This is a genomic window from Serratia sp. H1w (genome assembly GCF_000633355.1).
Taxonomy (GTDB): domain Bacteria; phylum Pseudomonadota; class Gammaproteobacteria; order Enterobacterales; family Enterobacteriaceae; genus Chania.
Genome location: NZ_AYMQ01000071.1, coordinates 1 through 24122, shown reverse-complemented (window position 1 = coordinate 24122; position 24122 = coordinate 1). Strand labels below are relative to the sequence as shown.

Annotated in this window: 24 protein-coding genes and 1 other annotated feature; of the genes, 9 read left to right on the top strand and 15 right to left on the bottom strand. The window is 54.8% G+C overall.

What is annotated here, in order from left to right:
• Positions 1 to 166: 166 nt before the first annotated feature.
• The 15 genes from U869_RS0117555 to U869_RS0117485 all read right to left on the bottom strand — a co-directional run bounded on the left by U869_RS0117555 (position 167) and on the right by U869_RS0117485 (position 12791).
• Positions 167 to 991: an A24 family peptidase gene (locus tag U869_RS0117555; protein WP_025122500.1), complete on the bottom strand. Its 825-nt coding sequence runs from the start codon at positions 989 to 991 to the stop codon at positions 167 to 169.
• Positions 981 to 1454 (bottom strand): type II secretion system protein GspM, encoded by a 474-nt coding sequence (gspM, locus tag U869_RS0117550; protein ID WP_025122501.1) that lies wholly within the window; start codon positions 1452 to 1454, stop codon positions 981 to 983. The genes U869_RS0117555 and gspM overlap by 11 nt, the downstream gene beginning before the upstream one ends.
• Positions 1451 to 2551 carry a type II secretion system protein GspL gene (gene gspL / locus U869_RS30080; RefSeq protein WP_025122502.1) on the bottom strand — a complete coding sequence of 367 codons (1101 nt, stop codon included), beginning with the start codon at positions 2549 to 2551 and terminating at the stop codon, positions 1451 to 1453. Before gspL ends, gspM begins: the two co-directional genes overlap by 4 nt.
• Positions 2548 to 3507 (bottom strand): type II secretion system minor pseudopilin GspK, encoded by a 960-nt coding sequence (gene gspK / locus U869_RS0117540; RefSeq protein ID WP_025122503.1) that lies wholly within the window; start codon positions 3505 to 3507, stop codon positions 2548 to 2550. Before gspK ends, gspL begins: the two co-directional genes overlap by 4 nt.
• Complete coding sequence (gspJ, locus tag U869_RS0117535) at positions 3504 to 4112, bottom strand: type II secretion system minor pseudopilin GspJ (protein WP_025122504.1); 609 nt, start codon at positions 4110 to 4112, stop codon at positions 3504 to 3506. Before gspJ ends, gspK begins: the two co-directional genes overlap by 4 nt.
• Entirely contained in the window at positions 4100 to 4465 is a 366-nt protein-coding gene (gspI, locus tag U869_RS0117530; protein WP_025122505.1) for a type II secretion system minor pseudopilin GspI, read from the bottom strand. Before gspI ends, gspJ begins: the two co-directional genes overlap by 13 nt.
• Positions 4455 to 4958, bottom strand: a complete 504-nt coding sequence (gene gspH / locus U869_RS0117525; protein ID WP_025122506.1) for a type II secretion system minor pseudopilin GspH — start codon at positions 4956 to 4958, stop codon at positions 4455 to 4457. The genes gspI and gspH overlap by 11 nt, the downstream gene beginning before the upstream one ends.
• Positions 4942 to 5385 (bottom strand): type II secretion system major pseudopilin GspG, encoded by a 444-nt coding sequence (gene gspG / locus U869_RS0117520; protein WP_025122507.1) that lies wholly within the window; start codon positions 5383 to 5385, stop codon positions 4942 to 4944. Before gspG ends, gspH begins: the two co-directional genes overlap by 17 nt.
• A gap of 15 nt (positions 5386 to 5400) precedes the next feature.
• Positions 5401 to 6615: a type II secretion system inner membrane protein GspF gene (gene gspF / locus U869_RS0117515; RefSeq protein WP_025122508.1), complete on the bottom strand. Its 1215-nt coding sequence runs from the start codon at positions 6613 to 6615 to the stop codon at positions 5401 to 5403.
• Positions 6602 to 8086 carry a type II secretion system ATPase GspE gene (gene gspE, locus U869_RS0117510; RefSeq protein ID WP_025122509.1) on the bottom strand — a complete coding sequence of 495 codons (1485 nt, stop codon included), beginning with the start codon at positions 8084 to 8086 and terminating at the stop codon, positions 6602 to 6604. The genes gspF and gspE overlap by 14 nt, the downstream gene beginning before the upstream one ends.
• Positions 8083 to 9993 carry a type II secretion system secretin GspD gene (gene gspD, locus U869_RS0117505; RefSeq protein WP_025122510.1) on the bottom strand — a complete coding sequence of 637 codons (1911 nt, stop codon included), beginning with the start codon at positions 9991 to 9993 and terminating at the stop codon, positions 8083 to 8085. Before gspD ends, gspE begins: the two co-directional genes overlap by 4 nt.
• Before the next feature lie 62 nt (positions 9994 to 10055).
• Entirely contained in the window at positions 10056 to 10595 is a 540-nt protein-coding gene (locus U869_RS30075) for a type II secretion system protein N (RefSeq protein WP_081795933.1), read from the bottom strand.
• A 35-nt stretch (positions 10596 to 10630) separates the two neighbouring features.
• Entirely contained in the window at positions 10631 to 11104 is a 474-nt protein-coding gene (locus tag U869_RS0117495) for a hypothetical protein (protein ID WP_025122512.1), read from the bottom strand.
• A gap of 410 nt (positions 11105 to 11514) precedes the next feature.
• Positions 11515 to 12006, bottom strand: coding sequence for a hypothetical protein (locus U869_RS0117490; RefSeq protein WP_025122513.1), 492 nt, complete (start codon positions 12004 to 12006; stop codon positions 11515 to 11517).
• Entirely contained in the window at positions 11991 to 12791 is an 801-nt protein-coding gene (locus tag U869_RS0117485) for a winged helix-turn-helix domain-containing protein (RefSeq protein ID WP_025122514.1), read from the bottom strand. The genes U869_RS0117490 and U869_RS0117485 overlap by 16 nt, the downstream gene beginning before the upstream one ends.
• A 410-nt stretch (positions 12792 to 13201) precedes the next feature.
• On the opposite strand from U869_RS0117485, the gene dnaX reads away from it, so the two are divergent.
• From dnaX to U869_RS0117440, 9 genes are all read left to right on the top strand, one after another.
• Complete coding sequence (gene dnaX / locus U869_RS0117480; protein WP_025122515.1) at positions 13202 to 15154, top strand: DNA polymerase III subunit gamma/tau; 1953 nt, start codon at positions 13202 to 13204, stop codon at positions 15152 to 15154.
• Positions 14487 to 14551, top strand: a sequence feature (DnaX frameshifting element). It overlaps the preceding gene by 65 nt.
• Before the next feature lie 40 nt (positions 15155 to 15194).
• Entirely contained in the window at positions 15195 to 15524 is a 330-nt protein-coding gene (locus U869_RS0117475) for a YbaB/EbfC family nucleoid-associated protein (RefSeq protein ID WP_025122516.1), read from the top strand.
• Positions 15524 to 16129, top strand: a complete 606-nt coding sequence (recR, locus tag U869_RS0117470) for a recombination mediator RecR (protein ID WP_024484410.1) — start codon at positions 15524 to 15526, stop codon at positions 16127 to 16129. The genes U869_RS0117475 and recR overlap by 1 nt, the downstream gene beginning before the upstream one ends.
• A 141-nt stretch (positions 16130 to 16270) precedes the next feature.
• Positions 16271 to 18136: a molecular chaperone HtpG gene (gene htpG, locus U869_RS0117465; protein ID WP_037408987.1), complete on the top strand. Its 1866-nt coding sequence runs from the start codon at positions 16271 to 16273 to the stop codon at positions 18134 to 18136.
• Positions 18137 to 18383: 247 nt separating this feature from the next.
• Positions 18384 to 19028, top strand: coding sequence for an adenylate kinase (gene adk, locus U869_RS0117460; protein WP_025122518.1), 645 nt, complete (start codon positions 18384 to 18386; stop codon positions 19026 to 19028).
• A 110-nt stretch (positions 19029 to 19138) separates the two neighbouring features.
• A complete protein-coding gene (locus U869_RS0117455; RefSeq protein ID WP_025122519.1) occupies positions 19139 to 20272 on the top strand; it encodes a sugar diacid recognition domain-containing protein in 1134 nt (377 codons plus the stop codon).
• 136 nt (positions 20273 to 20408) lie between these two features.
• Positions 20409 to 21557, top strand: a complete 1149-nt coding sequence (locus tag U869_RS0117450; RefSeq protein ID WP_025122520.1) for a glycerate kinase — start codon at positions 20409 to 20411, stop codon at positions 21555 to 21557.
• A gap of 126 nt (positions 21558 to 21683) precedes the next feature.
• Positions 21684 to 22646 (top strand): ferrochelatase, encoded by a 963-nt coding sequence (gene hemH, locus U869_RS0117445; RefSeq protein ID WP_025122521.1) that lies wholly within the window; start codon positions 21684 to 21686, stop codon positions 22644 to 22646.
• A gap of 88 nt (positions 22647 to 22734) precedes the next feature.
• Positions 22735 to 24039 (top strand): inosine/guanosine kinase, encoded by a 1305-nt coding sequence (locus U869_RS0117440; RefSeq protein WP_025122522.1) that lies wholly within the window; start codon positions 22735 to 22737, stop codon positions 24037 to 24039.
• The last annotated feature ends 83 nt before the right edge of the window (positions 24040 to 24122 follow it).

Below are 24122 nucleotides of genomic sequence, written 5' to 3'. Positions count from 1 at the left end.
ACACATTGAATACATGACCCAGGAGAGAGCCATGCAGAACGCCGACACGCCGTGAACCCGTCCCTGGGGGCTCGCAATCGCGCATTCATGCGCTCAACGGTCGGCTAACCTGCAATGACTCCCCCCTGTCTCAAGCTTCGGGTGTAGCGGTATTAAATGTCGCTATTTAGCTAATAATTCGCACAATCATCATCCAGAACCCCGCCATCGCCAGCCCTGGGCCAAAAGGTAATGGCCGTAACCAAACCTGTTGTGCATGGCGCCAGTAAGGGAGTTGGGTCAATAGCGTCGCGGAGGCCGCAATCAGCAAAATTTCAGGCAGCTGTTGCCAGCCAAACCAGGCCCCCAGTGCCGCCAGCAGTTTAAAATCACCGTAACCCAATCCTTCCCGGCCAGTCAGTAATTTGCCACCCCAAAAGATCAACCATAGCGTCATATATCCAGCGATGGTGCCAAAAATGGCGGTTGGCAGAAAATCACGATCGTGGAAACAATGCCAAATTAAACCGGACCATAATAGCGGGTAAGTCAGCGCATCGGGCAATAATTGACAATCAAAGTCGATCATTGCCAGCGTGATTAATAATGCGCTAAAAGTAAATAGCAATAACCAATGGCTACCCGCCGGGAAATAACAGGCTAGAACAAAGGCAGTCAACATCATAATCATTTCGATAATGGGGTAACGCCAGGAAATCAATGATTGGCAATGACGGCAGCGCCCGCGCAATATGATCCAACTAACCAGAGGAATATTGTCATAACAGGCAATCGGTGTTTTGCACGCTGTACAGTGTGAGTGTGGTAAGAACAGGTTGAAGCGTGCCGGAGCGATGGCACTCTTTGGCACAAGCTGGCTGGCAGAGTGAATATCCTGTTGCTGTATCATCAGCGGTAAACGGTAGATCACCACATTTAACAGACTACCAATGCACAGGCCAAACAGACCAGCCAGCATAGGCCAACCGGGCATATCGAGTTCAAATAACATACGGGATACCTGTCACCTCTGCGTGGAACAGACGTTGCAAACGCAATGTCTCAATGTGGACGGCTCCCGGAGTGGAGAGGGGCGTCACTTCTAAGGTTTGTACCCTGATAGCATGCTCGCGTTGTAACTCCGCCAGCCAGACAATGAGGCGGTCGAAAGGCATTGGGGCCAGGGCAAGGCTGATCTCATCCTCCTCGGGTTGCATGGATAGCAGAGTAAACTGGTGGCGTAATATCGATTGCTCAATCACCGTGGTTAGCGGCAACGAGAGGCTTGCCACGCTGGGCTGGGCCGATTGTAAGCGAGCCAGACATTGTGCATGGTGTTGCAGTTCGAGGAGATCGGCCGCGGCCTGCCGTGCCTGAGCCTGTTGGTAGTAAAAACTCACCAGCAGGCCAAGCCCCAATAAAGCGACGCAGGCAAAGGCAAGCTTTGTGCCATAGGGCCGGAGATGCGGGATCATAGATCCTCCTTGACGGTGAATATTGCTGAGTTTTCCCCGGCGATGGGTTGCAGTGAAATCTGGTTGCTTTGCTCATTCACGCGGCTGAAAGGTTGAGCCGCTGTGGCATTGAGAGTGAGCGACAATTGGGCATTATCGCTATCAAATTTCAGCCGTTGGAGACTGTTTTGGTACTGTGCAGGTAGTGCCTGGCGCAACTGTTGCGCCAGCTCGAAAAACTGCGGCTGCTGTTGGTGGTGTTGCAGGAGCCTGATACGATTTTTTATCGCTGCCAATGGTTGTGCCGGAATTTTCTCCCCGGAGAAAAGCTGCACATGGGCTTCAGCAATCTGCTGGCGCAGGGTTTTTGCCTGCTCATAGTGATGGAAACATCCCATGGCTAATGCGCTCAGGACCAGCGCCAAACCCGCGTTCAAGGCCCAATAACGCCAGGAGCCAGAAGTTCGCCATTGAGCTCCAGGGGCAAATTCGCCTTTGAGTAAGGTGGTACCGTTATCGATTTCGGTTGTGGCGCACCGCCACAGTGCCGAGGCATCGGTAACGGTCTGTTGTTGTTGGCCGATATCCAGCTGTGGCAAAGACCAGTGTTGGGGCAGGCAATAGCCAGACCACTTGCCCGTTCGCCACAATGCATGCTGGCGCAGCTGTTGCCGCGTAGGAAGACCGGCATAGGGGAAAGCCAGTACGTCCGGCAGCATAACGGTGGGGCGAATAGCCAACGAGGCCAGCAATGCCAGCCAGTTTTGCATGTCCGCTCGGCGATAACCGGCTAAGGCATAACTGGCTCCCTCGTGGCCCAGGATCACCCAATGCAGCTCCTCCACCTCCTCAAGTAATTCATCCTCACACTGAAATGCCAGCGTCTGTGCCGTGGCTAGCCGGGACGAACCGTGGCATTGTGCGGTGCGCAATACCACATGCTGCCCAGGGACCAGTACGGTCGCCGGGCTTTGTCGGACTTCCTCCGGCAAGGTTTCTCCCGTAGATAGCTGGCCTTGTCGCTGACAATCGTCGTTGGTCAGGTTGCCCCAACACCACAGGATCGGTTCTTGTGCTCCTCCCAGTGACAGTATCAACCGCTTGGTTTCCATGCTCATGGCTGCTTCCTTCCAAATCTTAACTGACGTTCGATCACACTTATTTTTTTCCGTTCATAACGCAAAAAACTCTGTAACCGGTAGTCACCCTTTTCGCCTTCAGTTGTCAGATGGGCGTAAAAGTAGTGACTACGGGTGGCCAACAGTTTTTCACCCTCCAGCGAGGGGAGGCGTAGCGCTTGCAGGGTTTGTTGAAACGCGGGATCGCTGACGCTGTTCCAACCATTCACCGGCCGGGCTGCCAGCAACTGCTGTAGCGTATTGCGGGAAGCCTGATTGAGAAAAAGTGCCTGTAATAGCGGCAACTGCTGGTTGCCTAAGGTATTGATATTGATCCCCGGTTTTTGCTCCGGCAGTGCGCAAAGCAGGGGCGAAAGCTGCAACAAGCGTTCGTGCTCAACGCCCGGCATTGGGCGAAGTTCGGAAATGTCAGCAAATGCCACCGAGCCGGGCGCTAATTGTGCCTTGATGCTGTCGCTTAGCTGCCGGGCTTCGGCTTCGCTAAAGCCAAGATTGACTAATAAGGCATTGAATACTTGATGAGCGATATCGGGCTTGAAAACGGGGGCGGAGCTGTCCTCTGTGGCGGGGGCCGCTTGTTCAACCGATAGCTCAACCGTGGGAATGCGGTAGTTCAAGCTATTGATATTAAAACAGGCTTGAGCATCGCTGAAGGTGATGGCGATGTTGCCGTCTTCGGTGCGCAGTGATTGGCCGGGTCTGGCCCAGCGTTGGCCAAGATGCACCACCGGTTCGCTTTGCAGGCTTTCCGCCAGCCACTGGCGGGCGAAGGTTTCGCCGCCTAACAACGCCCATTTGGCCTGCATGCGCGACTGCTGGTTGAGGGTTCGGTTAAACGCCGAGAACCAGAATTGGTTGATCCCCACGGCGATTGTTGCCATCAGTGCCAGTAGCAGCATCACCATCAGCAGCGCGACTCCTTGCTCTCGCTTCATAACACCTGCTCAGCCAATAAGATAATGCGGCGCAGGCTGCCATATTTCGGCAATTCAACGGTGACCTCGATAGCCTGCGGTAACACGGCGCTGGCATACCATCCGTTTTGCCAGGCTCCCCCTTGCGAGAATCGCAATTGAAAACCTTCAACGCCCTGAAGCACAGGCACCATCCGCGCTTGCGAGAGAGAGGCTCCGGGAGTAGGGAAACTCAAGCGCTGCAACTGGCCATCCCTCAGACGGTACTTGACTCGCTCCAGCGAAGAGCGGGCAAGCATGGCCCCCGGATTTGCCCAGTGGCGATGCACCAGCTCAATTTCGTCCGACACGCCTTTCACCACGATGAAATCGGCCAGATTTGGCCGGGACTCATCGGTGGCCGGCCGAACCACGGCCTGGCTGATATCCCGTTCCATTTGCACCAGGGCCAATTGAATCTGCGCCATCTCTGCGGTCTTGTCCTGCACCCTTTGATGAGTTTGCAAAATGCTGCGCAATATTTGCGTTGCCATCAGTGAAAGCAGCGCAAAAATTGCGATAGCCAGCATCATTTCAATCAGCGTAAATCCCTTTTGCCGCGGGTGAGGAGGGGTTATTTCATCCATGTGCGAACCTGTACTGTTGAACGTCTGAACGCGGGATCATCGGTGACTTCGATATCCACGGCATAGACTTGGGGATCGGTGGTTTGCAGACTGCGATAACGCCAGAGCCAATCGCGATCGCCCATCTTCTCGCTGCCTTGCTGCCACAGCGCTGAAGGGCGCACACCGTTAATTGCCAGTAAGGCCAATTGGTTATCGGCCACCCAGCCCGCGAGGATCTTCTTGTCCAACTCACTCAGGCTGCGAACTTGCTGGCCGGTGGTGCGCATCACGGTCATGCAGCCGATTGCAAATACCACTAATGCCACCAGGACTTCCAGCAAGGTCATGCCGCGCTGTGTTTTACTCTTCATCGCACTGCACCTCGTCGCGTTGAAAAGTCATAAATCCGTTGGCGGTAAAGCGTTGGCTACAGTGGCCCTGTAACAGGCTCAGGGTAAACACGCTGGTTTCACCGCCTGGGAAGATCCATAGCTGGGGCTCAGATGAGGAGGTCAGCCGTGCTGGCAGGGAAATGGGCTGCTGCTCAATCTGCAGCGCCATCTCCATCTGTTCTGGCAAGCTGAAGGCGGACTGCTGAGCCTGGTGCCAACGATCGCCGCGATAGGTCATCAACTGCCAGCCGTTATGCGCCAGGGCCAGACCGTACAGCGCTTCTTGCTGTGTGGCCTGCTCGCGCGCATGGTACAACGTGGCCATCAGCGTTGCCGCCGGGCGAGTAAACAGGCCCCGGTCGGCGGACAGACGGCCAAGCGCCAGCGTACCGGTGATGCCGATCAACACCACGACCAGCATCATTTCCAGCAAGGTAAAGCCCCGCTGGCGGCGATCAGTTTGAGGTGCCATTGGTAATATCGTCTTCGGTGTCGAATTCGCCGTCCTGGCCAGCGGAAACAATCTCTATCTTGCTGGTTTTTCCAGGATTACGCAGTTGGTAATCGTTGCCCCACGGATCTTGTGGCAGGCGACGCAGATAGCCCTCTTCGGGATAATTGCGTGGCGTCGGCGGAGTGGTCGGCTTGGCAATCAGGGCAGCCAAGCCCTGTTGATTATTGGGATAACGGCCATTGTCCAGCCGGTACATATCCAGCGCATTTTCCAGTGCGACGATATCGCTCACGGCTTTTTGGCGGTCGGCCTTGTCTTTATTGCCCATCAGGTTCGGCACGATAAAGCTGGCCAGCAAGCCGAGGATGACGATCACCACCATGATTTCCAGCAGGGTGAAACCACGCTGTTTTGCCTGCCGTGGTGAAGGTTGGGTTGAATGCATTGTGTTCTCCATGAGTTAACCAATCAGGCTGTTGAGTTGAAGGATGGGTTGCAGTATCGCCAGGATGATGAACAGCACGACGCTGGCCATGCTCACCACCAGCAGCGGCTCGAACAGGCTTAATGCCAGGGTGATCCGCTGGTTGAGCGCATCCTGCTGCATATCGGCGGCGCGCTTTAGCATGGTATCCAGTTCGCCACTGCGCTCACCGGAGGCGATCATGTGGCGCATCATCGGTGAGAACAGCGCGGTGTTTTCCAACGTCTGATACAGCGACTCGCCTTCCCGCACGCGCGCCATGGCGTTGAGAAGTTGCTCGCGTGCATATTCATTGGCCAGCACCGAAGCACTGATTTTCATGCTGTCGATTAAGGGCACCGCGCTGGCGTTCAAGATACTGAGCGTATGGGCATAGCGTGCGGTATTGAGTGTGAGAAACAGCGGCCCGAGCACGGGCATTTTCAGCAGGCGTTGATCCCAGGCCAGCCGCAGATGCGGTTTTTTCAGCAGTTGCCTGCATCCCAGCCAGGCAACCACCATCGTCAGCAACAGTGCCAGCCCCCATTGGCGTAAAAAGTCACTACAGGCAATCAGGATGCGGGTGGTCACCGGCAAAGCCTGCTTCATATGCATGAACTGCTCGATCACTTTGGGCACCACGGCGGTCAACAGCAGGCTGACCACGGCAATGGCCACCAGCGTCAATACCACCGGGTAGGTCATGGCCTGGGTCATTTTATTTTTGATTTGTTGCCGTTGCTCAACGTGGTCGGCCAACTGGGTGAGGATCAGGGGCAACTGACCGGTTGCTTCGCCAGCGGCCACCATGGCGCAGAACAGCCGGTCGAACACGGCGGGATACTGACTCAGCGTTTGCGCCAGCGGGAATCCCTCCAGCACCCGGCTGCGGATCTGCATGGTCAAGGCCGCGACCGATTTCTTTTCCGATTGCCGGGCCACCGCGAATAACACCTCTTCCAACGGCAGGGCTGCGGCGATCAGGGTGGCTAACTGACGGGTGACCAAGGCCAGATCGCTGCTGCTGAGGCGTAGCCGCTGATCGCCGGCTTGAAGGCGTGCCAGCAAACCAGGCCGGGTTGGCGCAATATCCAGCACTGTGAGTTTCTTTTCACGCAACTGTTGGCGAGCGCGGCGCACCGATTCTGCCTCCAGTGTGCCTTTGCTGGTTTTCCCCATGCTGTCGCAGGCGCGGTAGCTAAACTTCGCCATGCTGTTCATCCCCGGTGGCGCGTAACACTTCTTCCAGGCTGGTCTCGCCAGCCAGCATTTTACGGATGCCATCCTGGCGCAGGGAGGTACGCTGCTCACCGGCCAACAGTGCAATATTCAGTTCGCTATCGCCCTGATGGATCGCTGTGCGCACGGCTTCGTTGACCAGTAACAGCTCATGAATAGCCAGGCGGCCACGGTAGCCTTGTTCGTTGCAGCGTTCGCACCCCATGGGCCGCCAGGCGATGGGTGAGTCCTGTTGCGACAGCTGCAATAATGCACATTGTTCCTGGTTGAGGGGATAAGGCTGTCGGCAATGGCGGCAGAGTTTGCGCAGCAGGCGCTGGGCCAGCACGCCACTCAGGGAACTGGCGAGCAGAAAGGGTTCGATCCCCATGTCACGTAAACGGGTGATCGCCCCGATGGCGGTATTGGTATGCAGCGTCGACAGCACCAGGTGGCCGGTCAGCGAGGCTTGCACGGCGATTTGTGCGGTTTCGCCATCCCGGATCTCACCGATCAGCACCACATCCGGATCCTGCCGTAACAGCGCGCGTAAACCACGGGCAAAAGTCATATCGACCTTGGGGTTGACCTGAGTTTGCGAGATACCGCTGAGCTCAAACTCCACCGGATCTTCGATGGTCATGATGTTACGGCTGGCATCATTAATCTGATTGAGCAGCGAATAGAGCGTGGTGCTTTTGCCGGAACCGGTCGGCCCGGTGACCAGGAGAATGCCGTGCGGCAGGTTGATCAGGCGCAGCAGTGCCAAGAGTGCGTCCGGATCCATACCCAGGTGGGGCAAGTCTAGGCTGACGCTGTCTTTATCCAGCAAACGCATGACCACGCGCTCGCTATGACTGGCCGGGATCACGGAAACCCGCACGTCGATCGCCCGGCCACCAATTTTCAGCGTGATGCGTCCATCCTGCGGCACACGCTTTTCGGCAATATCCAGCTTCGACATCACCTTGATGCGTGATACCAACAAAGCGGCTAACTGGCGCTGCGGCGTGAGGATTTTCTTCAACACGCCGTCGACACGAAAGCGGATCACCAGCTCACTTTCATAGGTTTCGATATGGATATCGGAGGCGCGTTGCTTGATTGCCTCGCTCAACATGGCGTTGATCAGGCGAATGATCGGCGCATCATCCTGCTCATCCAGCAGATCTTGCTGCTCGGGTAGCTCTTCCGCCAGGGTGTAGAAATCCAGTTCGCAGCCCAGGTTCTCCATCATCTTTTGTGCATCGCCGCTTTGCTGTTGGTACTTGTGCAACAGTTTCTGCTCGAATGCCGCCGCATCGAGCGGGATCAAATGGCTGGTGGCAGGCAGCAGACGAGCAAGCTCCGCCAGCGTCAGCGGATTAACGTCATGGGTACACCACAGAGTCAGGCCGTCTGGTTCCTGAGCCAGTACCACCTGCTGCTGGCGCGCCCAGTTGAACGGGATATGCAGTTCACTCATGGCTGTTGTTGCCCATAGAAGGCCGCAATTTGCTGCTTCGCCCGCTGGAAGGCCGCGGTGTTGGCCGAACGTACGCTGCTCAGCTTGTCTTGCATTTCCGCTTTTAACGGCTGGTCCTGGTCATGCTCCTGCTGAAAGCGTTGTGCCTTGCGGGCGCTTTCCAGGCTGTAACCGTCCGCAGAACGGATGATGGTCGGGCGGATAAACAGGATCAGGTTACGTTTGTTGTCTTTGTGCGCGGTAGAACGGAATAGGGCACCCAGCAGCGGGATACGGCTCAAATAGGGCACGGCGCTTTTGCTGTCGGACTGTGATTTGTCCAACAGGCCGCCGACCACCACCGTTTCGCCACTTTCAACCAGCACGGCGTTATTGACGGTACGGATGTTGAAGGTGGCCCCCAGATTGTCTTTATTTACCGAGCTGTTTTCCGCCACGCTGGAGACTTCCTGCTCAATCTGCAACAGTACCGACTGGCCTTTGTTGATCTGCGGTTTGACCTTGAGTTTGATGCCCACCGTTTTGCGCGAAACGGTGTTGAACACGTTATCGCTGTTGGTGGTTTGGGAACCGGTCAGGATCGGCACATCCTGGCCGACGCTGAACTCGGCATCTTCATTATCCAGTGTGACAATGCTTGGCGTGGCCAGAATATTATTTTGGCTGGTGCTGCTGATGGCCGTCAGCAATCCTGCCCAGTTGCCGCTGTAAAAGCCGGTCACCAGCCCGTTGGCGTTTTTGAAGACTTCGCTCATGCCGCCTTTAAAACCGGGGGCAATCTGCGCCTGGGCGTTGGCGAACTGGGTGCCACCCGCGTATTTATTGGCCCATTGAATACCGAAGTTAAGGCCGTCGGCATCCTGCATTTCGACAATCACCGCCTCCACCAGCACCTGCGCCCGGCGTACATCCAACTGCTCGATCACCGCTTCCAGATCGCGCATGACGTCTGGTGCCGCGCTGATAATCAAGGCGTTGGTCTGTTCATCGGCTTTGATGACGACGTTTTTAATCACCGAAACGGCAGCCCCGGCTGCGGACGGCTTTTCGTTTTGCAGGCTGGCGCTGACGCCGGTTAACACTTCTACCAGGCTGGCTGCTTTGGCATATTTCAGCCGGATCACTTTGGTATTGCCCTGCGAGGCTTTTTCCTGATCCAATTGCTCGATCAAATCGCGCAGATAATCTTGCATAACACCGTCACCGGATACCAAAACCGTGTTGGTGCGTTCATCGGCAACCACTTGGGTGTTGGCTGCTGCGCCACTTTTTGATTTACCGTCATCACGTAGCAACGTAGTGATAATGCGTACAATCTCAGGCGCGGAAGCATGCTCCAGAGCGATCGATTCCACCGCGGTCTGATCGTCGTGATCCATCTCTCTGGCCAGCTCAACCAGACCATTGACCACATCGGCTCTGCCGGTGATTAACAGCGCATTCCCGCTCTCATAGTGGGCCACGTTACCCACCCCGATACTGTCATTCAGTTGACGCAACAAAGGCGCAATGTCTTTGGCGGCAGTATTGCGCAGCGGGACGATACGCATCACCAGCTCATCGCCTTCGGCCGCAGTAGACAACTGGGTTAATGTCGCCCTTTTTCCTTCCTTGGCAGGGATCACTTTCAGCACGTTATTAGGCATGCCGATCACGGCATAGCCATAGACATCCAGCACGTTGAGGAAGAACTGATAGTATTCTTTGGCGTTTAATTGTTCATAGCTGCGGACGGTAACTTTGCCCTTGACCGAGTCATCGAGAATAATGGTTTTCCCCAGGTTCTTACTGACGGTGTTGATAAACTCGTGGATATCCGTTCCCTTGAAATTAGCGGAGAAAGTTTCTGCTCTGACGGGGGATGACGAAATCATGACGATGAAAAAAAAGGCAAAAAACCAGCGCATTCCTGTGTCCATTCAGCAAAGTAATCAAGGAGTAATAAATTGAATTTAAATGAGTTTTGTTATCAGTTTGCTAACATTAACGCCGCGTAAAAGCCGTTTTCGTTAATCACCACCCGGTCGGGCAGTATCCGCAAAAGGGTAAATTTCCCGGCGATTCGATCGCCTGACGCGTAGCTAGCCTGCTTACCGGCACTATCGATAATCGCCATGTTTTTTGTCGGATTGCTGCTGATCAACACTCCTACCAGGCTTTCTCTCAACTTGGCGCGAGGGGCAGCCAGCAGCAAGGCGTCATCTACAGCGGTACCACGGATACGAAAGCGTTCGTGGCTGTCGGTTACCGATGGGGGCGTGGTGGAACCGTATAAACCGAGCAACTCCTTTTCCAGAGAGGGACTGGGGAAAGGGGAGGGAGTATTCGAGCGTGGCAGGGTAATCTGCTCGCTATTACTGGCTGAGAAAGTCAGGGTTTGCCACCCCATCCACAGAAAGCCGGCTAAACCGAAAAGCAAGATGCCGATAGCCCCATAGGCCGGGATGTCCGCTTTCTGGCGGCAGAGATCTGACAATGTTTTCTGCATTGCTAAAATTGAAGAAGTCATCCATTAACCTTGCTGCTTGTTATCCGTAGGGGCAATCAACTGATCATTTCGTAAAACGTGAAGCTGCTCATGACCAGTAAAAACAAGGTCCAATGGATCTGCTTTCTTGTTAGCGCCGACACGATTTTTGATTCATTTTTTGGTTCGATCGTTTGCACTTCAGCCGGGCTTTCTCCCTCGCCCAAGGCTGCGTAATTAAATTTCGCACCGTGGCGTGGTATCGTCTTTAACACGTGTGAGGGAATGCCATGGCGATTAAATAGTGCCCTGCACTGATAAATCAGTTGGTGATAGTTATTATCAGTAATTGAAACGTGGCTATCCGGCCATACCATGCGGATAATATCCCTTTTATTAGTTACGCCAGTCAGCAAGATAAAAATCAACCTTGCCTGCAACTCGGTAAGCGCAACGGCAATCTTGTCTCTTTTAAAGGTAATGGTGTTGTTATCTATGTAGAAATAAACGCTTTCATTCTCAAGCACTGAGTCACTTTCAGCCAGTAACATTATAATACCCACTGTTAGTAATTAAATTTAAGTTCACGACTGTCATCGCGGCCTATAAGAAAACATATGGCTCATGGCAAGTCAAATTTTCACGGTATAATATAAATTTCATTGATTATCTAAAAAAATAACCTTAAAAAACAGCGCGTTGACTTTATCTTGCTGGTGGTTTTTTATAACAAATAAGCCTTTTATAATAAATTAAATGACAACGTTATCATCTTTACACATATGCCTGCGTTTAATGACTGCCTGTGATGATGGAACAGTTGGGTGTCTACCTGAAGCCGATACGCGTAACGCCTTCCATGAGGGCCATATCAGGCAAGCCTGCATGGCCTTCATCTGCCTCAGACTTTAGTCGTATGCTATTCAGTACAGTCATTTAAGGGGGAGTGTATCTGGCAGGATTATTGAGTGATATTGCAGACTTGCATCGGGGAGAACATATTGCTTAACAGCAGGTTTTTTTCATCCAGCCAGCTGATTTCAATATGGGTGCCGACTTTGGCTAGCAGAGTGTTGAGCAACTTGGCGGCAGCCTCATCATCATCTTGTCCATAAAGCGGTTTAAAGGAGAACTCATAAAGCATCGGTTTTGGGATGTAGCTGAAATTGTAAGTTCGCTTAAATTGATAACGGTGGTTATTATCGGAAATCAGTCCGCCGATAATAACGATGCCTTGCTTATTGCCGGTAAAAGCAAAATTGACTGATGCCGTCATATCAATCGCCTCCTGCGAACCATCGGTATCTGCCAGCGTATGGCTCAAATATAGAGAGGATTCGCAATGGATCCCGGACAACGGATCGTCAATTTGCGACAGATAGAGGTAATACAGCCCGGAGAACAAGCAAAACAGAGCCAGCAACACCAGCGGGATTTTTAGTTTGATGGCCATAATGTGGTGTACTCATTCTCACAATGATAATAGTTTCCTTGCGTATCAACCGAGCATTTGGCGATAAACTGATGGCCGATACCCTCTGACATATTCAACCGACGACTGGCCTGCGCCAAGATGACCTCATCTTTAAGACAGCCTTCCGTTAGCAAACTGTTGGTGACTAAATAGTTGAGATAGCGCTGTTGATCCTCGTCGCGCAGTTTTTTGAGAAAATAGATCGGGCAGCTATTGATACTGCCAACATAAATAACACCTTGAGACTTGTGCAGCTCTTGATAGCGTTTGTTGATCAGGAAACAGAGCAGGCCCGCGATGACCAGCAGCAGGATCAGCAGATTGATATACAGCATAGAGGACGCTAACGGCTTTTTCTTGATGCTGACGGGGAGTTGTTCGGCAGGGTGGGAGTCAGCCGTTGTTGCAACCGCAGCGGGGGTATCTGCCTTATTTTCCGTTTCGATCAGGATGCTGCTGTTGAGGCGATAGCCCGTTTTGGCCACGGTAATAATAAGACGTTCCTGAAGGCCAATGGAGACCAATGCTCTGCGGGTGACGCTGATATACTGATTTAATGTTGCCGGTGCCGGGGTGAGGCCATGTTGTTCCCAGACCTGGTGCAGTAACTCTTCTCGCCGCAGACAAACCGGGCCTGCTTTGAGCAATTGATGGAGGATTCGGGCATTCAGGCTGGATAAAAAGACCTCTCGATCATTGATCACGTTTTTCAGGCTGCCATTGTCAGGATTAAAAGCCACGACCCGATTAATCAAGTAGATCATAAAGTTACCTAAGAGCGGCGAATGCCTCTTAATTCAGTCCTTGCCGTTTTCAATCAGTCGTTATGGACAACATGCCTCGTTATTTCGCAACGAATAGTAACATAATGCCACTTTCAGACTCATCTGGCCACCGCATAAAAAGTTAGAAATGTAACATTAAATGTTAGTCATCCAACATGGTTTCTTCTGCTCTGCGTCCGGTGGGCATGATGCAAAGTTATAGGAATGACGGCGGGCGTACTGTTACACTAAACTACTATAGTATTAGATTTACGTGACATGCCTGTCAGAGGGTAAAAAAGTATCGGTTCAACCGCGCTACCCTACAGGCCGCACACATGGCAATGTCCTCGACGTTGTGATGTACTACCTGGGTTGAAATTACTCTATAAATCAGTGATGAAGTCTTAATGAGCTATCAGGTTCTTGCCCGTAAGTGGCGCCCCCAAACGTTTGCCGAAGTTGTCGGACAAGAGCATGTCCTGACGGCGCTGGCTAATGGCCTCTCCCTGGGGCGGATCCATCACGCCTATCTGTTCTCCGGCACGCGCGGCGTGGGTAAAACCACCATTGCGCGACTGCTGGCCAAAGGTTTGAACTGCGAAACGGGTATTACCGCGACGCCCTGTGGCCAATGTGATAACTGCCGTGAGATTGAGCAGGGGCGCTTTGTCGATCTGATCGAGATCGATGCCGCCTCCAGAACCAAAGTTGAAGACACCCGCGATCTGCTGGATAACGTGCAATACGCTCCGGCGCGTGGCCGTTTCAAGGTCTACCTGATCGACGAAGTCCACATGCTCTCGCGCCACAGCTTCAATGCGTTGCTGAAAACGCTCGAAGAGCCGCCCGCACACGTCAAGTTCCTGTTGGCAACGACCGATCCGCAAAAACTGCCGGTCACCATTCTGTCCCGCTGCCTGCAATTCCATCTTAAAGCGATGGACGTGGAGCAAATCCGCACGCAGTTGGAAACCGTCTTGCTGGCCGAGCACATCACCAGCGATGCCCGCGCGTTGCAACTGCTGGCACGTGCCGCCGATGGCAGCATGCGTGATGCCCTCAGCCTGACCGACCAGGCGATTGCCATGGGGCAAGGGCAGGTGACTACCGACACCGTCAGCCAGATGTTGGGGACGCTGGACGATGAGCAACCGCTGGCCATCCTGGAGGCCCTGGTGAGTGCCGATGGCGAAAAAGTCATGGCCCAGGTTGCCCAGGCAGCGTCACGCGGCGTGGATTGGGAAAACCTGCTGGTGGAAACGCTGGCGCTGCTGCATCGTATTGCAATGGTACAACTGCTGCCCTCGGAGTTGGATAATCACTACGCCGCCATTGAGCAGCGGTTACGTGAGCTGGCCCGCACCTTGCCGCCAACGGACGTACAGCTTTACTATCAAACCTTGTTGGTTGGCCGCAAAGAGCTGGCCTATGCCCCGGATCGTCGCATGGGGGTTGAGATGACCTTGCTGCGTGCACTGGCGTTTCATCCAAAAGCGGTGATCCCAGAGCCGGTGGCGATGGTGCAGGTTGCTGCTGCTCAGCCGCAAAGCAATATGGCCGTTGCGCTACCTTCTGCCTATCCGGATGCCCCGCCTCCCTTAGGGCAGGCCGCGCCGCCACAGAACACTCAGCCAACCAATTTACCGGATGCTACCGCGCAGCTGCTCAAGGCGCGAACCCAGTTGCTGCGGCAACAGGGGGCATCCACAGCAAAAAAGAATGAGCCGGTAGCGCCAGGAAAATCGCTACCGGCCAACTCGGCACTAGAGCGTTTAGCCTCGGTCACCGAACGCAGCCAGAAGCGTCAGGCCGAAAAGATCGTGACGGAGACACCTGCCAAGCCGGAGGCCTACCGCTGGCGCGCGCTCACTGAACCTGAGGCCGCGCCGGAACCGCGTGCTACGCCAAAAGCGTTGCGCACGGCGCTCGAACATGAAAAAACGCCGGAGTTGTCGGCCAAGCTGGTGGTTGAGTCCATCGAGCGCGATCCCTGGGCGGCGGAAATCGACCAGCTAAAAATACCGAAACTGGTGCAGCAACTGGCGCTCAACGCCTTTAAGCAACAGCTGACACCGGACAGCATTTGTCTCCACCTGCGGTCTTCGCAGCGTCATCTGAACTCGCCTTCGGCGCAGAAGACGCTGGCGCAGGCACTCAGTGAGTTACATGGCCATACGGTTGAACTCAGCGTGGTGGAAGACGATAATCCGGCGGAGCGGACTCCGCTGGAGTGGCGGCAAGCCATTTATGAAGAAAAACTGGCGCAGGCTCGCCAGTCCATCGTTGCGGATACCCATATCCAGACCTTGCGTCGGTTCTTCGACGCAGATCTGGATGAAGAGAGTATTCGCCCTGTTTAATGCGGCGCACAGTGCGCGGCCAATGCTATGAGAGACGACTATGTTTGGTAAAGGCGGTATGGGTAACCTGATGAAGCAAGCCCAGCAAATGCAGGAAAAAATGCAGCAGATGCAGGAAGAAATTGCCAAATTGGAAGTAACTGGCGAATCCGGCGCTGGCTTGGTGAAAGTCACCATCAACGGGGCACATAACTGCCGTCGTGTAGAAATCGACCCAAGTCTGATGGAAGACGACAAAGAGATGCTGGAAGATCTGATCGCTGCGGCGTTCAACGACGCGGCACGCCGCATCGATGAAACCCAGAAGGAGAAAATGGCGTCGGTTTCCAGCGGGATGCAGTTGCCACCTGGCTTTAAGATGCCGTTCTAATGCAAACCAGCCCGCTCCTTGAATCCTTGATGGAGGCACTGCGCTGCCTGCCGGGCGTTGGCCCGAAGTCGGCGCAGCGTATGGCATTCCAACTGCTGCAGCGCGATCGCAGCGGTGGGATGCGGTTAGCGCAGGCGTTGACCCGTGCCATGTCGGAGATCGGTCACTGTGCCGATTGCCGCACCTTCACCGAGCAGGATACCTGCACCATCTGCAATAATGTGCGCCGTCAGCAAAACGGCCAGATTTGCGTGGTGGAGAGCCCGGCGGATATTCATGCCATCGAGCAGACCGGCCAGTTTGCCGGGCGCTACTTTGTGCTGATGGGCCATCTGTCACCGTTAGACGGCATCGGCCCAGGCGATATTGGCCTGGATCGGCTGGAGCAACGGCTGGAGAAGGAAACCATCACCGAAGTGATCCTGGCCACCAACCCGACGGTGGAAGGGGACGCCACGGCCAACTACATCGCCGAGATGTGTGGCCAGTATGGCGTGCTCGCCAGCCGCATTGCCCACGGCGTGCCGGTGGGTGGCGAACTGGAAATGGTGGACGGCACCACGCTGTCACATTCCCTGGCTGGACGCCACGCAATCAAATTCTGATGGTCCTGTGCGGGGCAGCCTTCTGCCCCGCAATCCGTTGTCAAAAAATTCCCTGCCAGCCGCTTGAAAAACCTCAAAGTTAACCCCACTTAATCCCCATGTCCGATTTGGTCGTTACTGTCTTTGAGGTAATCAATGAGTATGAAAGGTCAAGAAACCCGTGGGTTCCAGTCTGAAGTAAAACAACTGCTTCATTTGATGATTCATTCGCTGTACTCCAATAAAGAAATCTTCCTGCGTGAGCTGATCTCCAATGCCTCCGATGCGGCGGACAAGCTGCGTTTTCGCGCGCTTTCCACGCCAGAGCTGTATGAAGGTGACGGCGAACTGCGCGTGCGTCTGTCCTTCGACAAAGAGAAGCGCACCCTGACGATTGCCGATAACGGCATCGGCATGAGCCGCGAAGAAGTGATCGAAAACCTGGGGACGATTGCCAAGTCCGGCACCAAAGCCTTCCTGGAGTCTATCGGCTCCGATCAGGCGAAAGACAGCCAACTGATCGGTCAGTTCGGCGTGGGCTTCTACTCGGCGTTTATCGTGGCGGACAAAGTTACCGTACGTACCCGTGCGGCCGGTGCTGCGGAAGATCAAGGGGTGTACTGGGAGTCTGCCGGTGAAGGTGATTACACCATCGCCGATATCACCAAGGCCGATCGCGGCAGCGAAATTACCCTGCACCTGCGTGAAGGCGAGGATGAATACCTCGACGGCTGGCGTCTGCGTTCGGTGATTGGCAAATATTCCGATCACATCGCGCTGCCGGTAGAGATCGAAACCAAGAATGAAGAAGACGACACCGTCACCTGGGAGAAGATCAACAAGGCGCAAGCATTGTGGACTCGCAGCAAGTCAGACGTGACCGAAGAAGAGTACAAAGAGTTCTACAAGCACATTGCCCATGACTTTACCGATCCGCTGAGCTGGAGCCACAACCGGGTGGAAGGCAAGCAGGAATACACCAGCCTGCTGTATATCCCGGCCCAGGCACCGTGGGATATGTGGAATCGCGATCACAAACACGGCCTGAAACTGTACGTGCAGCGCGTGTTTATCATGGATGACGCTGAGCAGTTCATGCCGAACTACCTGCGCTTTGTGCGTGGCCTGATCGATTCCAACGATCTGCCGCTGAACGTATCGCGTGAAATTCTGCAAGACAGCCGCGTTACTCAGAACCTGCGTGGTGCGCTGACCAAACGCGTGTTGCAGATGCTGGAGAAACTGGCGAAAGACGACGCCGAAGCCTACCAGAAGTTCTGGCAGCAGTTCGGTATGGTACTGAAAGAAGGCCCAGCGGAGGACGGCGGCAACAAAGAAGCCATCGCCAAACTGCTGCGCTTTGCTTCTACGCATAACGACAGCTCGGCGCAAACCGTCTCGCTGGAGGAGTACGTTGGCCGTATGGCTGAAGGCCAGGACAAGATTTACTACATCACTGCCGACAGCTATGCCGCTGCCAAGAGCAGCCCGCACCTGGAGCTGTTCCGCAAGAAAGGCATTGAAGTGCTGCTGCTGTCCGATCGCATCGACGAGTGGATGATGAGCTACCTGACCGAGTTTGACGGTAAGGTGTTCCAGTCGGTCAGCAAAGCGGATGAAGCGCTGGACAAACTGGCGGATGAAACCGAAGAGCAGAAAGAAGCCGAGAAGCAACTGGAGCCGTTTATCGAGCGGGTCAAGACGCTGCTGGGTGAGCGTGTGAAGGATGTGCGTCTGACGCATCGCCTGACGGATACCCCGGCCATCGTCACCACCGATGCCGACGAGATGAGCACCCAGATGGCGAAATTGTTTGCCGCTGCGGGCCAGGCTGCGCCGGAAGTGAAGTATATCTTCGAGCTGAACCCGGAGCATGCGTTGGTCAAACGCGCATCTGACGTGGGCGATAACGAACAATTTGCCGAATGGATCGATCTGCTGCTGGATCAGGCCCTGCTGGCCGAGCGTGGTACGCTGGAAGATCCAAACCAGTTTATCCGTCGCATGAACAAGCTGTTATCTGCTTAATCAGAAAAATACGCCCCAGGCCCACGGGTTTGGGGCGTAATCTCTTCTATTGCCAATACATTTTTCCATTGCTTGCCTCGTTTCAGCGCGGTTTTCCCGCAATCGATTTCCTCTAGCTACCTTGAGCCAACCCCCTCAGAAATGGTAAGGTTGAGTGTTTTCGACATTTAATAAAAACTCAAACCCGAAAAACTTCCGGCTGCGGCTCGAAGAATGAAGGGAAATACATAGCAAGGGGATTTACGCAATGCGTATCATTCTGCTGGGCGCTCCAGGCGCTGGTAAAGGCACTCAGGCTCAATTCATCATGGAGAAATACGGCATTCCGCAAATCTCTACGGGTGATATGTTGCGCGCAGCCGTCAAGGCCGGTTCTGAACTGGGCCAAAAGGCGAAAGAAATCATGGACGCCGGCAAGCTGGTGACCGATGAACTGGTGATTGCGCTGGTCAAAGAGCGCATCACCCAGGAAGACTGCCGTAACGGTTTCCTGCTGGACGGTTTCCCACGCACCATTCCACAGGCCGATGCCATGAAAGAAGCCGGCATCAAAGTGGATTACGTGCTGGAATTTGACGTGCCGGACGAACTGATCGTCGATCGTATCGTTGGCCGCCGTGTGCATGCGCCATCTGGCCGCGTGTACCACATCAAATTCAATCCGCCGAAGGTGGAAGGTAAAGACGACGCTACCGGCGAAGAGCTGACCACCCGTAAAGACGATCAGGAAGAGACCGTGCGTAAGCGCCTGGTGGAATACCATCAGATGACCGCGCCACTGGTGTCTTACTATCATAAAGAAGCCGAGGCGGGTAACACGGCTTACCACAAGATCGATGGCACCCGTAAAGTGACAGAAGTGAGCGCTGAGCTGGCGGCCATTCTGGGTTAATCGGTGTTAACGCTGTAAAAAACGATGGGCTTGCTGTTGCTGCCCGGCGTTTTTTTTTGCCGCTTCATGCTAGCTTACATTGGCACCTTGAAGCCCAGAGGAAGAGCCGTATGTCCAGGCAGACAAATTTTTTGCAAGAAGCGACCGCGCGTCAGATCGTGCAGCGCGCCATGAGCATCATTCACCACTCGGTCAACGTGATGGACAGCAATGGCGTGATTATCGCTTCCGGCAACGCCTCGCGCCTTTATCAGCGCCATGAAGGTGCGGTTTTGGCCTTGACCGAAAACCGGGTGGTTGAGATTGATGAGGCGACGGCCCAGCATCTGAAGGGTGTGCAGCCGGGCATCAATTTGCCGTTCAGCTTTCGTAACCAACTGGTGGGGGCGATTGGGGTTTCCGGCGATCCGGCTCAGGTGCGGGCCTATGGCGAACTGGTAAAAATGGCGGCGGAGCTGATGGTGGAGCAGGCCGCGATGCTCGATCAACATCAGTGGGAAAAGCGTTATCGGGAAGAACTGGCCAACCAACTGTTGCAGGGGCGCAGTGAGCCCGGTTCGCGTGAAGCGATGGCGGCCTATCTTGAACTGGATCTGCAACAGCCGCGCATTGTCTGGCTGCTTGAGCTGTATGAGCCGCAACCACAGGTATTAAGGGGTTTGTTGGCAGAGCTGGAGATCACTCAACGTGAGGCGCTCATCACCCTGACCAGCTTTAATGAACTGGTGCTGCTACGTCCAGCCTGCATGAAACAGGGCTTGTGGAACGTGCAGCAGGAGCGCAAGCTGGCCCAGCAGCTCCAGCATGAACTTCGGCAACGTTTTGGCCTGCGGCTGATCGTTGGGGGGTTCTACAGTGGCGAGGAGGGCGTCTACCGCTCAATCCAGACCGCGCGGGCAGTGCAAACCATGGCGCGCCGCCTGAATCTGCTCCAGCACACGCTGTTCTATAACGACTACCCGCTGCCCTCACTGCTGTGTGATTTGGGCGAGGATTGGCGCGCTCAGGAGCTTTCCCGGCCCTGGCAGCAATTGAGCACCCAGGATGAGAAAGGGGTACTGAGGAACACGCTGCGCCACTATTTCAATCACAACTGTGACCAAACCAAGACGGCGGCACAGCTGCATATTCACGTTAACACCCTGCGTTACCGCCTACAGCGCGTCGAAAAAACTACCGGCCTGAAGATCAACCAATTGGCGGACGTACTGCAACTGTATATCGGCATGTTAATGCAGGACTGAGTTGTGTGAATGCACATAAATAACGTCGTTTTTGGCCTGTTTGTTTGTAGTTAACGCTAAAGAATTTCCCGTGTCGGCAGAGTATGGTAATCACTAACCGATGCAGTGGCATCTTCTGAAGACTAAGGCGCTGATGATGAACACCCTCAAGAAAGTGGTAATTGCCCCCGACTCCTTTAAAGAGAGCCTGAGTGCTCAGGGTGTCGCAGAAGCGATCGAACGGGGTTTCCGGCAGCTCTACCCGCACGCGAACTACGTCTTGCTGCCCATGGCCGACGGCGGCGAGGGCACCGTCGATGCGATGGTGGCCGCAACCGGTGGGGAAATCATCGATGTGCCGGTGAGCGGGCCGCAGGGCAAACCCACCATGGCATTTTATGGTTTGCTGGGGGAAGGGAAAACTGCCGTTATTGAAATGGCGGCGGCGTCCGGATTACATCTGGTGGCGGGTGACGAACGTGATCCGTTGGTGACCAGCAGCTTTGGCACCGGGGAGCTGATCCTGGCGGCATTAGAGCGTGGCGTGCAGTCGATCATTCTGGGCATTGGCGGTAGCGCAACCAACGATGGCGGGGCGGGTATGATGCAGGCGTTGGGAGCCAGGCTGCTCGACGTTCAACGGCAAGAATTACGACCCGGTGGTGCTGCATTGGCGCAACTGGCGCACATCGATCTCAGCCAACTGGATCCCCGTTTGCAACAGGTGAAGATCACGGTAGCCTGTGACGTGGATAATCCGCTGTGCGGCGACCACGGAGCCTCGGCGGTCTTCGGCCCACAAAAAGGGGCCACGCCGGAGAAAGTGCAGCAGTTGGATAAGGCGCTGCATCATTACGGCACGCTCCTAGAGAAAACTACTGGACGCAAGGTGTTGCAGGTGCCGGGTTCGGGCGCTGCCGGGGGCATGGGAGCGGCTCTGATCGGTTTTCTGGCGGCTGAATTGCGGCCTGGCATCGAAATCGTGATTGAAACCCTGCATCTGGAAGACGCGGTACGCGATGCCGATCTGGTGATCACCGGCGAAGGGCGGCTCGATAGCCAGTCGATCCACGGCAAAACGCCGATCGGTGTTGCACGAGTCGCCAAACGCTATCAATTACCGGTGATCGCCATTGCCGGTAGCTTGTCGAAAGATTACCAGGTGGTGCACCAACACGGCATTGACGCCGCGTTTTCGGTGATCGATCGCATCGTGACATTGCCAGAGGCGCTGGCGGATGCGGCCCATAACCTGGAAGTCACGGCGCGCAACGTGGCCGCCGTCTGGCAACTGGCGCAAAAATAATCCCAGACTACCTGTCATTGATATAGGTTCCGGTCCCGCGCTTTTCCGTTACAATAGGCCGCATTAATGGCGGTTAATACGCTGAGAAATAACAGGGTATTTGCCGGGAAGGATAAGGGGATCGGAATGAAGCAAGAGAAACACGGGGTTTTGCTGGTGAATCTGGGGACGCCAGATGCACCTACCCCGCAGGCGGTAAAACGCTATCTGAAAGAATTTCTCAGTGACAACCGGGTGGTCGACACTGCGCCGCTGATCTGGTGGCCTATTCTCAACGGCATCATTCTGCCAATCCGTTCACCGCGCGTGGCAAAGCTTTATCAATCCGTATGGATGGATGAAGGCTCACCACTGCTGGTCTACAGCCGCCGCCAACAGCGGGAACTGGCGGCACGCATGCCAAATACTCCGGTTGAACTGGGCATGAGCTACGGCTCACCCAGCTTGGCACAGGCCATCGACAGCCTGTTGGCGCAGGGCGTGACCAATCTGGTGGTATTGCCGCTGTATCCGCAATACTCCTGTTCGACCAGCGCCGCGGTCTGGGATGGCATTGCGCGGGTGCTGGAAGGCTATCGCCGCCTGCCATCGATCGGCTTTATCCGTGATTATGCCGAGCACCCGGCGTATATTCTGGCCTTGCAGCAAAGCGTGGAACGGGCGTTCGCTGAGCATGGCAAACCAGATCGTCTGGTGATGTCGTTCCACGGTATTCCAAAGCGTTACGCCACGCTGGGTGACGATTACCCGCAACGCTGTGACGATACCTATCGTGCGCTGACGGCGGCCATACCGCTGGCTCCGGATCGGGTGATGATGACCTATCAATCACGCTTTGGCCGGGAACCTTGGCTGACGCCGTATACCGACGAAACCCTGAAGGGGTTACCGGCGCAGGGAGTGAAGCATATCCAGCTGATTTGCCCCGGTTTCTCGGCGGATTGCCTGGAAACGCTGGAGGAGATCAAAGAGCAGAACCGTGAGATCTTCCTGAAGGCGGGTGGCGAGAAGTTTGAATATATCCCGGCACTGAATGATGACGCCGCCCATATTGATATGATGCAACAGCTGGTGGGGCAACGGCTGTAAATCAGGTTCAGACCCTTACTTTGTCATCAGACTCTGGCAGGAATGTGCTAACATTCCTGCCTGTTCACCGCAACTCACCGCCAATCACATGAAATTTCCTGGTAAACGTAAATCCAAACATTATTTTCCGGTTAACGCCCGCGATCCGTTATTGCAGCAGACACAGCCTGAAAGTGAAGTCAGTACCTCTTACGTCGTCGGTATCGATCAGACGCTGGTCGATATCGAAGCTAAAGTGGATGATGCGTTTGTCGAACGCTATGGCCTCAGCTTGGGTCATTCGCTGGTCATTGAAGATGACGTTGCCGAAGCGCTGTATCAGGAACTGATCGACAATAACCTGATCACTCACCAATTTGCCGGTGGCACCATTGGTAACACCCTGCACAACTATTCGGTGCTGGCGGACGATCGCTCGGTGCTGCTTGGTGTGATGTGCAGCAACGTCAAAATTGGCAGCTACGCTTACCGCTACCTGTGCAATACCTCCAGCCGTACCGATCTCAACTACCTGCAAGCGGTGGATGGGGCCATCGGCCGCTGCTTTACGCTGATTAGCGAGAGCGGCGAGCGCACCTTTGCCATCAGTCCAGGCCAGATGAATCAGCTGCGCCCAGAAAGCATTCCTGAAGAGGTGATCGCCGGGGCTGCCGCATTGGTGCTGACCTCTTATCTGGTGCGTTGCAAACCAGGTGAGCCGATGCCGGAAGCGACCATGCAGGCGATCGCGTTTGCCAAACAGCATGATGTGCCGGTAGTGCTGACGCTGGGGACCAAATACGTCATTGCGGATAACCCGCAGTGGTGGCGCGATTTCCTCAAGGAACATGTCTCCATTCTGGCGATGAATGAAGATGAAGCGATGGAGCTGACTGGCTTGAGCGATCCGCTGATGGCGTCAGAGATGGCGCTGGACTGGGTGGATTTGGTGCTGTGTACCGCAGGGCCGAATGGCCTGTATATGGCGGGTTACACCGAAGAAGCCAACAAGCGTGAGACTCAGCATCCGCTGTTGCCGGGCCATATCGCCGAGTTTAACCGTTTCGAATTCAGCCGTGCGATGCGCCGTGAAAGCTGTGAGAACGCGCTTAAGGTCTATTCGCACATTGCTCCATATATGGGCGGCCCGGAAAAGATCATGAATACCAACGGTGCGGGTGACGGTGCGTTGTCTGCGCTGCTGCATGATATCGCCGCTAACGGTTATCACCGCAACAACGTGCCAAACTCCAGCAAGCATGTGCGCAGCTACCTGACCTATTCGTCATTGGCGCAGGTCTGCAAATATGCCAACAGGGTCAGCTATCAGGTGCTGAACCAGCATTCGCCGCGTTTGACCCGTGGGCTGCCGGAGCGGGAAGACAGTCTGGAAGAGTCTTACTGGGAACGGTAAAACATTGCATTTACCCCTCACCCCAAAGGGCGAGGGGGCCAGTTCAGCGTCATGGTTACTGCGTAGATACTCTGTTAAGCGTC

Coding starts and splice junctions, on each gene's coding strand:
- U869_RS0117455 (WP_025122519.1), top strand. CDS start 19,139: ATGTCCAGGCAGACAAATTTTTTGCAAGAAGCGACCGCGCGTCAGATC.
- gspK (WP_025122503.1), bottom strand. CDS start 3,507: ATGAAGCGAGAGCAAGGAGTCGCGCTGCTGATGGTGATGCTGCTACTG.
- U869_RS0117485 (WP_025122514.1), bottom strand. CDS start 12,791: ATGATCTACTTGATTAATCGGGTCGTGGCTTTTAATCCTGACAATGGC.
- htpG (WP_037408987.1), top strand. CDS start 16,271: ATGAAAGGTCAAGAAACCCGTGGGTTCCAGTCTGAAGTAAAACAACTG.
- recR (WP_024484410.1), top strand. CDS start 15,524: ATGCAAACCAGCCCGCTCCTTGAATCCTTGATGGAGGCACTGCGCTGC.
- hemH (WP_025122521.1), top strand. CDS start 21,684: ATGAAGCAAGAGAAACACGGGGTTTTGCTGGTGAATCTGGGGACGCCA.
- dnaX (WP_025122515.1), top strand. CDS start 13,202: ATGAGCTATCAGGTTCTTGCCCGTAAGTGGCGCCCCCAAACGTTTGCC.
- U869_RS30075 (WP_081795933.1), bottom strand. CDS start 10,595: ATGACTTCTTCAATTTTAGCAATGCAGAAAACATTGTCAGATCTCTGC.
- U869_RS0117490 (WP_025122513.1), bottom strand. CDS start 12,006: ATGGCCATCAAACTAAAAATCCCGCTGGTGTTGCTGGCTCTGTTTTGC.
- gspJ (WP_025122504.1), bottom strand. CDS start 4,112: ATGGATGAAATAACCCCTCCTCACCCGCGGCAAAAGGGATTTACGCTG.
- gspE (WP_025122509.1), bottom strand. CDS start 8,086: ATGAGTGAACTGCATATCCCGTTCAACTGGGCGCGCCAGCAGCAGGTG.
- gspG (WP_025122507.1), bottom strand. CDS start 5,385: ATGCATTCAACCCAACCTTCACCACGGCAGGCAAAACAGCGTGGTTTC.
- gspD (WP_025122510.1), bottom strand. CDS start 9,993: ATGCGCTGGTTTTTTGCCTTTTTTTTCATCGTCATGATTTCGTCATCC.
- U869_RS0117555 (WP_025122500.1), bottom strand. CDS start 991: ATGTTATTTGAACTCGATATGCCCGGTTGGCCTATGCTGGCTGGTCTG.
- U869_RS0117440 (WP_025122522.1), top strand. CDS start 22,735: ATGAAATTTCCTGGTAAACGTAAATCCAAACATTATTTTCCGGTTAAC.
- U869_RS0117495 (WP_025122512.1), bottom strand. CDS start 11,104: ATGTTACTGGCTGAAAGTGACTCAGTGCTTGAGAATGAAAGCGTTTAT.
- U869_RS0117475 (WP_025122516.1), top strand. CDS start 15,195: ATGTTTGGTAAAGGCGGTATGGGTAACCTGATGAAGCAAGCCCAGCAA.
- U869_RS0117450 (WP_025122520.1), top strand. CDS start 20,409: ATGAACACCCTCAAGAAAGTGGTAATTGCCCCCGACTCCTTTAAAGAG.
- adk (WP_025122518.1), top strand. CDS start 18,384: ATGCGTATCATTCTGCTGGGCGCTCCAGGCGCTGGTAAAGGCACTCAG.
- gspF (WP_025122508.1), bottom strand. CDS start 6,615: ATGGCGAAGTTTAGCTACCGCGCCTGCGACAGCATGGGGAAAACCAGC.
- gspI (WP_025122505.1), bottom strand. CDS start 4,465: ATGAAGAGTAAAACACAGCGCGGCATGACCTTGCTGGAAGTCCTGGTG.
- gspM (WP_025122501.1), bottom strand. CDS start 1,454: ATGATCCCGCATCTCCGGCCCTATGGCACAAAGCTTGCCTTTGCCTGC.
- gspH (WP_025122506.1), bottom strand. CDS start 4,958: ATGGCACCTCAAACTGATCGCCGCCAGCGGGGCTTTACCTTGCTGGAA.
- gspL (WP_025122502.1), bottom strand. CDS start 2,551: ATGAGCATGGAAACCAAGCGGTTGATACTGTCACTGGGAGGAGCACAA.